General features: G+C 39.8%; 8 protein-coding genes. All 8 read left to right on the top strand.

Translation table 11 applies throughout. From position 1 onward, the window contains the following. The first annotated feature begins 363 nt into the window (after positions 1–363). The 8 genes from hisH (at position 364) to secA (ending at position 11,457) form a co-directional block, all read left to right on the top strand. The gene (gene hisH / locus H8700_RS08890) at positions 364–972 is read left to right on the top strand and encodes an imidazole glycerol phosphate synthase subunit HisH (protein WP_249305209.1); all 609 of its coding nucleotides are present in this window, start codon (positions 364–366) and stop codon (positions 970–972) included. A gap of 105 nt (positions 973–1,077) precedes the next feature. Beyond that, a complete protein-coding gene (hisF, locus tag H8700_RS08885) occupies positions 1,078–1,839 on the top strand; it encodes an imidazole glycerol phosphate synthase subunit HisF (RefSeq protein ID WP_249305206.1) in 762 nt (253 codons plus the stop codon). 29 nt (positions 1,840–1,868) lie between these two features. Continuing rightward, a complete protein-coding gene (locus tag H8700_RS08880) occupies positions 1,869–2,558 on the top strand; it encodes a uracil-DNA glycosylase (RefSeq protein ID WP_022141128.1) in 690 nt (229 codons plus the stop codon). Positions 2,559–3,507: 949 nt separating this feature from the next. Continuing rightward, a complete protein-coding gene (locus tag H8700_RS08875; RefSeq protein WP_249305203.1) occupies positions 3,508–3,981 on the top strand; it encodes a MarR family winged helix-turn-helix transcriptional regulator in 474 nt (157 codons plus the stop codon). A gap of 16 nt (positions 3,982–3,997) precedes the next feature. After that, complete coding sequence (locus H8700_RS08870) at positions 3,998–6,316, top strand: ABC transporter ATP-binding protein (RefSeq protein WP_249305201.1); 2,319 nt, start codon at positions 3,998–4,000, stop codon at positions 6,314–6,316. Position 6,317: 1 nt separating this feature from the next. After that, positions 6,318–8,156, top strand: a complete 1,839-nt coding sequence (locus tag H8700_RS08865; protein WP_249305199.1) for an ABC transporter ATP-binding protein — start codon at positions 6,318–6,320, stop codon at positions 8,154–8,156. Further along, positions 8,140–8,289 (top strand): hypothetical protein, encoded by a 150-nt coding sequence (locus tag H8700_RS08860; protein WP_249305197.1) that lies wholly within the window; start codon positions 8,140–8,142, stop codon positions 8,287–8,289. The genes H8700_RS08865 and H8700_RS08860 overlap by 17 nt, the downstream gene beginning before the upstream one ends. A gap of 603 nt (positions 8,290–8,892) precedes the next feature. Next, positions 8,893–11,457, top strand: coding sequence for a preprotein translocase subunit SecA (secA, locus tag H8700_RS08855; protein ID WP_249305195.1), 2,565 nt, complete (start codon positions 8,893–8,895; stop codon positions 11,455–11,457). Positions 11,458–11,493 lie beyond the last annotated feature (36 nt).

The following is an 11,493-nucleotide window of genomic DNA, read 5'->3' as shown; positions in this document are numbered from 1 at the left end:
GTTTCTTTTACTCATGTTATAAAATCTCCTTTGTACTTCGATGTATTAAGTCGCCAAACTCATATACATCTTACGGGGAGATTTTATTTTTTTCAAATTTCATTCTCTATAGGAATGCTTTGTGTTTTTTATAATAGTTATATCGTATGAAAGTATATAGTGTATAGTTTTTGGAAGCTTTTTGAGCGTTATTGTCGAATACAATAAATACTGGATGAAGAGAGAAGGAAAAAGCATTAGAGTTGGTCTTGTATTATAGAAACAAAAGTAAAGAGATAATAGGAATAACCATATCGACAACCCTCCCCGTATGTGGTACACTTTTACCATACAAAACAACGACAGCAGAGGTGATATACAACAATGATAGCGATAATCGATTATGATGCCGGTAACTTAAAAAGTGTAGAAAAAGCACTACAGCATTTAGGACAGGATTGCAAGATTACAAGAAATGCAAAGGAAATCTTAGAAGCAGATAAAGTGATCTTACCCGGAGTAGGTGCTTTTGCAGATGCTATGGAAAAATTACAGAAATATGATCTGATAGATGTGATCCATCAGGTTGTAGATAAGAAAACTCCGTTTTTGGGAATCTGTCTTGGGCTGCAGCTTATGTTTGAAAGCAGTGAAGAAGGTCCGGGAGTAAAAGGCCTGGGACTTTTACCGGGTAAGATCGTACGATTTCCGGAAAAAGAAGGATATAAGATCCCGCATATGGGTTGGAATTCCATAGAGATCAAAAAGGGAGCTAAGATTTTACAGGGGATCGGTACAAATCCGTATGTGTATTTTGTGCATTCGTATTATCTTCAGGCGGCTGATCCGGATGATGTGGCTGCGACGACAGAATATATTACACAGGTGCATGCATCCGTAGAGCATGACAATATCTTTGCATGCCAGTTTCATCCTGAAAAAAGTGGTGATGTCGGCTTACAGATCCTTAAGAATTTTTGTGAATTAGACTAAAAGAAGAACAGACAGCTTTGTAGGAACAAAAATGCATATCCTTAACGAAAAGAACAAATAGAATGCAAAAACTGGAATGCATGTATTTAGAAAATGGAGGAACACATGTATACAAAGAGAATTATACCATGTTTGGATGTAAATAACGGACGTGTTGTAAAAGGTGTTAATTTTGTGGATTTAAAAGATGCCGGAGATCCGGTCAGTGTAGGAGCTGCTTATGGAAAAGCCGGAGCGGATGAACTTGTTTTCCTGGATATTACAGCATCTTCGGATGCCAGAGCAACAAAGTTAGATATGGTTCGTCGTGTGGCAGAAACAGTTTTTATTCCATTTACGGTGGGCGGTGGAATCCGCACGATTGATGATTTTAAAATGGTATTGCGTGAGGGGGCAGATAAAGTATCGGTAAACTCAGCCGCAATCCTTAATCCGGAACTGATCTCGGAAGCCGCAATGAAATTCGGAAGCCAATGTGTTGTTGTTGCGATTGATGCAAAAAGACGGGCAGATGGAAGCGGCTGGAACATTTATAAAAACGGTGGACGTGTTGATATGGGGATTGATGCGGTAGAATGGGCAATGAAAGCCTGTGAACTCGGTGCCGGCGAAATCCTTTTGACAAGCATGGACTGTGATGGTACGAAGGATGGTTATGATATTGAATTGACAAAGATCGTATCCGATAACGTGTCGATCCCGGTTATTGCATCCGGTGGAGCGGGTAAGTTAGAGCATTTTAAAGATGCATTTACAAAAGGAAATGCAGATGCGGTATTAGCAGCATCGTTATTCCATTATAAAGAGTTAGAGATCCGCGAAGTGAAAGAATATTTGCGGGAGCAGGGAATTAGTGTACGTTTGTAAGAGTAAGGCAGGTAAAGGAGTACATAAAAATGGCAATGATCACAAATGACTGGCTGGATGCGATCCAACCGGAATTTTCAAAAACATATTACAGGGATTTGTTTGAATTTGTAAAAGATGAATACAGTAAGGTTGTAGTATATCCGCCGTCAGATGATATTTTTAATGCATTTCATTTCACACCATTATCAAAAGTAAAAGTATTGATCTTAGGGCAGGATCCCTATCATAATGTGCATCAGGCACATGGCTTGAGTTTTTCTGTTCCGCAGGATCAAAAAGAAATCCCGCCTTCTTTGCAAAATATTTACAAAGAATTGCAAAGTGATTTAGGATGTTACATCCCGGATAATGGCTATTTGAAAAAATGGGCTGATCAGGGTGTGCTTTTGTTAAACACGGTATTGACGGTACGTGCACATCAGGCGAATTCTCATCAGGGAAAGGGATGGGAGCAATTTACGGATGCGGTGATTCAGGCAATCAATGCGCAGGATCGCCCGATTGTTTATATGTTGTGGGGAAGACCGGCACAGTCTAAGATACCAATGCTGACTAATCCAAAGCACTTAATCTTAAAGGCACCACATCCAAGTCCGCTTTCAGCATATCGTGGTTTTTTTGGCTGCAAACACTTTAGTCAGGCAAATCAATTTTTACAGGACAATGGCGTAGAACCGATCGATTGGCAGATCGAGAATTGCCATACAACTAATTAGCCATATAGCAAACTCATTATATGATCAGATGAAAATATGGTCAGCCATATTTAGCTGCATCATTCGTTATATGAATAAATAGTAACACAGATAACAATAACTTCATTTATGTAAAAGATATCGGACAAAGAACCTGTTTTTTGGGTAAGTATTGCTCATACTGAAAATGCCAAATAAAACAGATTGCTTTGTTTTGATATCTTTTTGTTTCTTTGGCAAGAATGAGGGAACTGAAATTTTCTCTGTTTTTTCATAACATAACCTTAACAATATATCTAAAGTCTTAAAACTCAAAAAAAGTATTGCAACATCAAGAAAAGAGTGCTAGCATAGCAACTACACCAAATGGTTAACCAGGTTAATAATTAATTTGGTTCATATAGTGTATATCGGATATCTGCCAGTCAAAAACATTTTAATGTAAGCATATCATAGCATTTTTCTATCTGACAATGGATTAGATTTGTGTCTGCTTTTTTATTTATTTTATCTTTTAGATAGGCATGCCGTCTGATTAGAATAACTGTTTTTTTAGCCTTTTTGCTGATTGGGCGCGGGTCATAACTATAGGGGCGACTCAGCCTGAGTAACATTGCTGTGTAGGACACGCTTCCGCTTCGCAAAGCCACGTAGCGTACACATAGCACATTAAAAGATAAAAACTCCTTTTAATGTGCAAGTGGCGACGGGCTTAGAGAGTCCCAACAGCAATATACATCAGGACTGGCCTTGCCCCTATATCAGATGAGAGCGCCCATAATCAGGGCAAAAAAGCAAAAAAACATAGTTATTCTTATCTGACGAGACAATGCTCTAAAAGATAACATAAATAAAAAAGCAGGCATAACTCTGGTATGTTGTCAGATAGAAAAATGCTATAATACCGGGACATAAAAATGTCTTTGACTGGCAGATATCGTAGGGAATCTTTGTGGAAGGAGGAAGTGATTTGAATAATTTGTTTCGACAAATGCTGATTTGTGAGAAGAAGATCCATCAGATCAAGTTAGATTCGATTCAGGATAATTTCAATCAGAACGAATGGATCATCATGAATTCTCTTTATGAAGTACAGGTGGAAAAAGTTTTAGAAAACGATGCCATGAAACATCCCGGTGTCAGGTGTTTAGCTGAAATGATGCAATGTACACCGCCGATGATCTCAAAGATTCTTCGTGGCTTAGAAAAGAAGGATATGATCACACGCAGTATGGATCAGCAGGATAAGAGAAATGTGCAGGTTACGTTGACCGAATTTGGTAAAGAGAAAGTCAAAGAAGGCCGTATTGTACTTGCTGCTTACACAGATCAGATCGTTAAACGGTTTGGAGAAGAAAAGCTTGGTCAGATCATTGATTTTATGAATGAATTTTATGAAGTATCAAAAGAAGTAATGAATGATATGAATACAGAAAATAATTAAAAACAGGAGGAAAAAGATGTTACGAATATTTCAATATTTGAAAAAATATCTGCCGACAGTAGGAATTATCATTGTATTGCTTTTAGTGCAGGCGTTTTGTGACCTGTCACTGCCGCAGTACACGTCAGATATTATTGATACCGGTATTCAGAACAAAGGAGTAGAACATGTACTTCCCGAAAAGATCAGAACAGAAGAATACCAATATGTACAGCTTTTTATGAAATCGTCGGAGCAAAAGGATTTTCAAAAAGCGTATAAAAAAGACGGAAAATATTATGTAAGAAAAGATCTGAAGAAAGATACGTTAGAAAAGCTTGATGATCAGCTAGCAGTTGCTTTTATTGCAAACGCACAATTAAGTTCTGTAGAAAAGAGCAGTTTTTTTGAGCAATTAGAACAGCAGCAAAAGCTTCCAAAAGGTTCGTTACAGGAAGAGCAGGTCAAAGGAATGTTTGCTAAACTGGGGATTCCTTATCAGGTGACGACAAAGACCGTAAAGAAAAGCGGAAAGAAAGTAAAAGTTGAATACATTGACGAACGTCCGGTCTTTGCTGCTATGATAAACAGTGGAACAATGGATCAAAAGATACTTCTTACGATGCGCAGCAAAATGGAAAAGAAGTTTGATACCTTAGGCGAGTCAATGGTCAGATCAACAGCGATCACTTCAACGATTGCCGAAGAAAAGAAAACAGGGATCGATATTGATGCAAGACAGACAGGATATTTATGGATCGCAGGAGCAAAGATGCTTTGTATGGCATTTTTGATGGCAGCTTCCGCAATCTTGGCAGGTTTTTTCTCTGCCAGAGTGGGTGCCGGTATTGGTAAAGAGCTTCGAGGAAAAATGTATGAAAAAGTCATGTCATTTTCCGATGCTGAGATGAACCAGTTCTCAACGGCTTCTCTGATCACCAGAAGCACAAATGATATCCAGCAGATCCAGATGGTAGAAACTATGGTTTTGCGAATGATCCTATACGCACCGATCATAGGAATCGGTGGAATCTTCAAAGTACTTAGTACCAGGTCCGGAATGGAATGGATCATCGTGGTTGCCGTGATCACACTGGTTGCAGTTGTCATGGTATTAATGGGGGTTGCTATGCCACGCTTTAAGAAAATGCAGATTTTGGTAGATAGGATCAATCTGGTTGCCAGAGAGATTTTAACAGGATTGCCTGTTATCCGTGCATTTGGAAGAGAAAAGAAAGAAGAAGAACGTTTTGACGATGCCAATGTTGCACTGACAAAGAATATGCTTTTTACAAACCGTGTTATGACATTTATGATGCCACTTATGATGTTTATCATGTACGGTGTGTCCATTCTGATCGTATGGGTTTCTACAGATAAGATCAATACAGGAACCATTCAGGTTGGTACCATGACTGCATTTATTACGTATTCTATGCAGATTGTTATGGCGTTTTTGATGATTACGATGTTTTCCGTAATGCTTCCGAGAGCTTCGGTATCAGCAGAACGAATCGATGAAGTATTAAATACAAAAGTCAGTATTGAGGACAAACCGGATACGAAAGCAAATTCTGTTGCTAACGGAGAAGTAGCCTTTGAACATGTATCGTTTGCTTATCCGGGCGCAAAAGAAAATGTGTTAGAAGATATTTCTTTTGTAGCAAAGACCGGTCAGACAACAGCGATCATCGGTGGTACCGGAAGCGGTAAGACTACATTAGTCAATCTGATTCCAAGATTCTTTGATGTGACAAAAGGTAAAGTTATGGTAGATGGTACCGATATCAGGGAAATGTCGCAGGAAAGCCTGCGTGAAGCAATCGGTTATGTTCCGCAAAAAGGTGTTCTGTTCTCGGGAACGATTGCTTCAAATTTACGATATGGAAAAGAAGATGCAACAAAAGAGCAGGTTATGGACGCAGCCCGTATTGCACAGGCAAAAGAGATCATTGACGGAAAGAAAGATGGATTAGACAGTGCGATCGCACAGGGAGGAAGTAATGTTTCAGGTGGCCAGAAGCAGAGATTCTCGATTGCAAGAGCAATCGTCAAAGATCCTAAGATCTACATTTTTGATGACAGTTTTTCGGCACTTGATTATAAAACAGATGCCATCTTACGACGGGAGCTTTCTAAGAAAACAAAAGAAGCAGCTGTTATCATTGTTGCACAGCGTATCAGTACAATCTTACATGCAGAGCAGATCATTGTCTTAGACGAGGGAAAAGTAGCCGGAATCGGAACACATCAGGAACTTTTTGATCACTGTGCCGTATATCGTGAGATTGCAGAATCCCAACTTTCAGAAGCGGATATTGCCAAATTAAAAGCACAGGGAAAGGAGGTTATGTAATATGAGTGAATCCAGAACGAATATGCGAAGAGGTCATGGTCCGATGCGTGGCATGGGTGCGACGGAAAAAGCGAAAGATTTCAAAGGAACGATCGGTAAATTACTTGCGTATATTGGCAGTTATAAGATCGGAATTGTAGTTGTTATGTTGTTTGCTGTAGGGTCTACGGTCTTTAATGTATTAGGACCTAAAACATTAGGACGTGCAACAACAGAACTTTCCAAAGGCCTGATGCGAAAAATACAGGGCAGTGGCGGTATTGATTTTTCAAAGATCGGCTGGATCTTAGTCGGTGTAATGTGCCTGTATGGATGCAGTACTTTGTTTAGCCTGATACAAGGCTGGATCATGACCGGCATCACACAAAAGATCTGTTACCGGATGCGAAAAGAAATATCCGAAAAGATCAATCGTATGCCTATGAAATATTTTGAAAGCAGAACAAACGGTGAAGTCTTATCAAGGATTACCAATGATGTCGATACGCTTGGTATCAGTTTGAATCAGAGTGTGACGCAGTTGATCACATCAATTGCAACGCTGATCGGTGTCTTGATCATGATGCTTTCAATCAGTCCTTTAATGACATTGATCGCCTTGGTTATACTTCCGATCTCCATTGCATTGATCAGTATTGTTGTGAAAAAATCACAGAAATATTTTAAAACACAGCAGGAATATCTTGGTCATATCAATGGTAAGATTGAAGAGACATATGGCGGACATAATGTTGTAAAAGCATTTAATAAAGAAAAGAAAGAAGTCGAAGAATTCCATAACACGAATGAAGTGCTTTATGATTCTGCATGGAAGTCACAGTTTTTATCCGGCATGATGATGCCGATCATGGCATTTGTCGGAAACTTAGGCTATGCCGGGGTTGCTATTGCCGGTGGCTTTTTAACGATACAGGGAACGATCCAGGTTGGTGATATCCAGGCATTTATCCAATATGTAAAGCAGTTTACGCAGCCGATCCAGCAAATCGCTCAGGTTATGAATATGTTACAGTCTATGGCAGCAGCGGCAGAGCGTGTTTTTGAATTCTTAGACGAGGAAGAAGAGGTACAGGTGATCGAAGATCCTGTCAAAGAAGAGCATATTCAGGGAAATGTTGACTTTGACCATATTTCTTTTGGATATCAGGAAAATCAGGTGATCATTCATGATTTTAGTGCCAATGTAAAAGCCGGACGAAAGATAGCAATCGTAGGACCGACCGGTGCAGGTAAGACAACGCTTGTAAAACTTTTGATGCGTTTTTATGATGTCAACAGCGGTTCGATCCGTCTGGATGGTCATGATATCCGTGATTTCAACAGACGCGATCTTAGAAATGCAATGGGAATGGTTTTACAGGATACATGGCTGTTTAAAGGAACGATCATGGAAAATATCCGTTATGGCCGTTTGGATGCGACAGATGAAGAAGTAATAGCAGCAGCCAAAGCCGCGCATGCACACAGCTTTATCAAAGCATTGCCTGGAGGTTACCGGATGGAATTAAACGAAGAAGCAAGCAACGTTTCTCAGGGACAAAAGCAGCTTTTGACCATCGCAAGAGCCATTCTGGCAAATAATCCGATCATGATCTTAGATGAGGCGACTTCATCTGTTGATACTTATACCGAAGCTCGTATTCAGAAAGCAATGGACCATCTGATGGAAGGAAGAACCAGCTTTGTGATCGCTCATCGTTTGTCAACGATCCGTGATGCAGACTGTATCCTTGTTATGAAAGATGGAGATATTATTGAGCAGGGCAGACACGGAGAGCTTTTGGAAAAAGGCGGATTCTACGCGGATCTGTATCAGAGCCAGTTTGAGACAGTCAGCTAATATAGCGGCAACTGCATTGGAGTGGCAAAGTTCCCATATCATTGGTAACTGTTTGCTGAAGGATAGAGATACAGAGACAGAAAAGACAGACAGCTTTATACAAAGTGCAATACAGGCAGAGCATTTTGGATAAAGCTGTTTTTTCATGGAATAGGAAACTGCTCGTACAGTGGTGGTACACATAGCAAAGCGCAGGCTTTGCGCTTTTTCGTGGAATAGGAAACTGCTCATATAGTAGAGGTACATCAACAAGAATTGCTTTAGCAATTCTTGTAGTGCAACGCGCCGGCTTTGCACTTTTTTATGGAATAGGAAATTGCTCGTACAGTGGTGGTACACATAGCAAAGCGCTGGTTTTGCACTTTTTTATGGAATAGGAAATTGCTCATATAGTAGAGGTACATCAACAAGAATTGCTTTAGCAATTCTTGTAGTGCAACGTGCCGGCTTTGCGCTTTTTCATTAATACATATAAATTTGTAAAATAATATCCGCTTTATATAGCGTATTTAAGAAGATGCTTATAAAAAAGCATTCATAGCGTTGAAAAATGTAGAAAAAGCAGGGAGATAAAAGAGTTGCTTTGAAAATCATTTAATGCTATACTTTAGATTGGTTTGGTATTTTCAAACCCTCTTTAAAAAGAGAAGAAGACAGATTACTTGCCTGCAGTCTTGAAAATAAAAAGGAGTATTCCTTTTGATTGGGAGCAAGCAGGTGGATAGGAGCGAAATATATGAGTTTATTTAGCAAGATATTTGGAACACATAGTCAGCATGAAGTAAAAAGAATTTTGCCAATCGTGGATAAGATTGAAGCGTTAGCACCGGAATTTGAAAAGATGACCGATGAAGAGTTACAGGCAAAGACACCGGAGTTTAAGGAACGTCTTGCCAATGGAGAGACATTGGATGATATTTTGCCGGAAGCATATGCTACCGTACGTGAAGCAGCAACCCGTGTACTCGGTATGCGTCATTATCATGTACAGTTGATTGGTGGTGTGATCTTACATCAGGGACGTATTACAGAGATGCGTACCGGTGAAGGTAAAACGTTGGTATCGACACTTCCTGCTTATCTGAATGCATTGGAAGGAAAAGGTGTTCATATCGTTACCGTCAATGATTATCTGGCAAAACGTGATGCTGAGTGGATGGGTAAAGTACATGAATTCCTCGGTCTGACCGTTGGTGTAATCCTAAATAATCTTGATAACGATGAAAGAAGAGCAGCCTATAATTGCGATATTACATATGCGACAAACAATGAATTAGGTTTCGATTATCTGCGTGATAATATGGTTGTATATAAAGAAGAATTAGTACAAAGAGAATTACATTATGCGATCATCGATGAGGTCGACTCTGTTTTAATTGATGAAGCAAGAACACCATTGATCATTTCAGGACAGAGCGGGAAGTCAACGAAGCTATATGAAGCCTGTGATATCTTTGTGAAACAGTTGACAAGAGGTACGGCAAAAGAATTATCTAAAATGGATATTCTGATGAATGAAGAAGAGGAAGAAACAGGTGATTATGTTGTAGATGAGAAAGATAAGAATGTAAACCTTACAGAAGAAGGTGTCCGCAAGGCAGAACGTTTCTTCCAGGTAGACAATCTTGCTGATCCTGATAATCTGGAATTACAGCATAATATCAACCTTGCACTTCGCGCACATTCATTGATGTTTAAGGATAAAGATTATGTTGTCAAAGATGATGAAGTCCTGATCGTTGATGAATTTACAGGCCGTATCATGCCGGGTCGTCGTTTCTCTGATGGATTGCATCAGGCGATCGAGGCAAAAGAGCATGTAAAAGTAAAGAGAGAGAGTAAGACATTAGCTACGATCACATTCCAGAACTTCTTTAATAAATATGCAAAGAAGTCAGGTATGACCGGTACTGCTCTGACAGAGGAAAAGGAATTCCGTGAGATCTATGGTATGGACGTAGTGGAAGTTCCAACCAACCTTCCGATCGCACGAATTGATTATAATGATGTGGTTTATAAGACAAAAGAAGAAAAATTCAATGCCGTTGTAGAAGACATTGCACAAGCCCATGAAAAAGGACAGCCAGTCTTAGTCGGTACGATTGCGATCGATACTTCTGAATATCTGAGCAAAAAGTTACAAAAGAAAGGAATTCCGCATAAGGTCTTAAATGCGAAATTCCATGAATTAGAAGCAGAGATCATTGCAGATGCCGGACAGAAGGGTGCTGTAACGATCGCAACAAATATGGCAGGTCGTGGTACCGATATCAAGCTTGGTGAAGGCGTAAAGGAACTTGGAGGATTAAAGATCATTGGTACCGAACGTCATGAATCACGTCGTATTGATAACCAGTTACGTGGTCGTGCCGGTCGTCAGGGTGATCCGGGTGAATCAAGATTTTATATTTCTCTCGAAGATGATCTGATGCGTCTGTTTGGATCAGAACGTTTGATGGGGCTGTTTGAAGCAATGCCGGAGGGAGAGCAGATCGAACATAAGATGCTTTCGAATGCGATCGAAGGTGCACAAAAGAAGATCGAAGGTAATAACTTTGGTATCAGAAAGAACCTGCTTGAATTTGACCGTGTCAACAACGAGCAGCGTGAAGTAATCTATAAAGAGCGTCGTCAGGTACTCGATGGCGAGAGCATGCGCGATACGATCTACAAGATGATCACGGATGTGGTAGAGCATTATGTGAATTCGATCATCAATGATGATGCACTTCCGGAAGATTGGGATCTTGCAGAGTTGAATAATGTACTTCGTCCGATCATTCCGATGAAGAAGATCGTATTGACAGAAGAACAGATCAAGCATATGAAGAAAGATGAACTTTTACAGCAATTAAAAGAAGAAGCTGTCAAAGTTTATGAAGAAAAAGAAGCAGAATTCCCTGATCCTGATCAGATCCGTGAAGTAGAACGTATCATTTTATTGAAAGTCATCGATCACAAATGGATGGATCACATTGATGATATGGATCAGCTTCGTCAGGGAATCGGTTTACAGGCATTTGGTCAGAGAGATCCGGTAGTAGAATATAAATTTGCCGGATTTGAAATGTTTGATGCAATGATCGATGCGATTTCAGAAGAAACCGTTAAAGCGATGATGCATGTTCAGATCGAACAGAAAGTAGAGCGTGAACAGGTTGCGCAGGTAACCGGAACAAACAAAGATGATTCTGCAGTTGCCACACCAAAGAAAAGAGAAGGCAAGAAGATTCAGCCAAACGATCCATGCCCATGTGGAAGTGGAAAGAAATATAAAATGTGCTGTGGAAAGAAATTTTAAAACACAGCACAAAGGATCAGAAACGATCCGAATAGA

The organism is Jutongia hominis (assembly GCF_014384965.1).
GTDB lineage: Bacteria > Bacillota > Clostridia > Lachnospirales > Lachnospiraceae > Butyribacter > Butyribacter hominis.
Note: the sequence above shows the minus strand (reverse complement) of the source record. Positions and strands in the feature narration are given on the sequence as shown.

Excerpts from the sequence above, each read along its gene's own strand:
- hisF (WP_249305206.1), top strand. The coding sequence starts at position 1,078 with ATGTATACAAAGAGAATTATACCATGTTTGGATGTAAATAACGGACGT.
- hisH (WP_249305209.1), top strand. The coding sequence starts at position 364 with ATGATAGCGATAATCGATTATGATGCCGGTAACTTAAAAAGTGTAGAA.
- secA (WP_249305195.1), top strand. The coding sequence starts at position 8,893 with ATGAGTTTATTTAGCAAGATATTTGGAACACATAGTCAGCATGAAGTA.
- H8700_RS08870 (WP_249305201.1), top strand. The coding sequence starts at position 3,998 with ATGTTACGAATATTTCAATATTTGAAAAAATATCTGCCGACAGTAGGA.
- H8700_RS08865 (WP_249305199.1), top strand. The coding sequence starts at position 6,318 with ATGAGTGAATCCAGAACGAATATGCGAAGAGGTCATGGTCCGATGCGT.
- H8700_RS08880 (WP_022141128.1), top strand. The coding sequence starts at position 1,869 with ATGGCAATGATCACAAATGACTGGCTGGATGCGATCCAACCGGAATTT.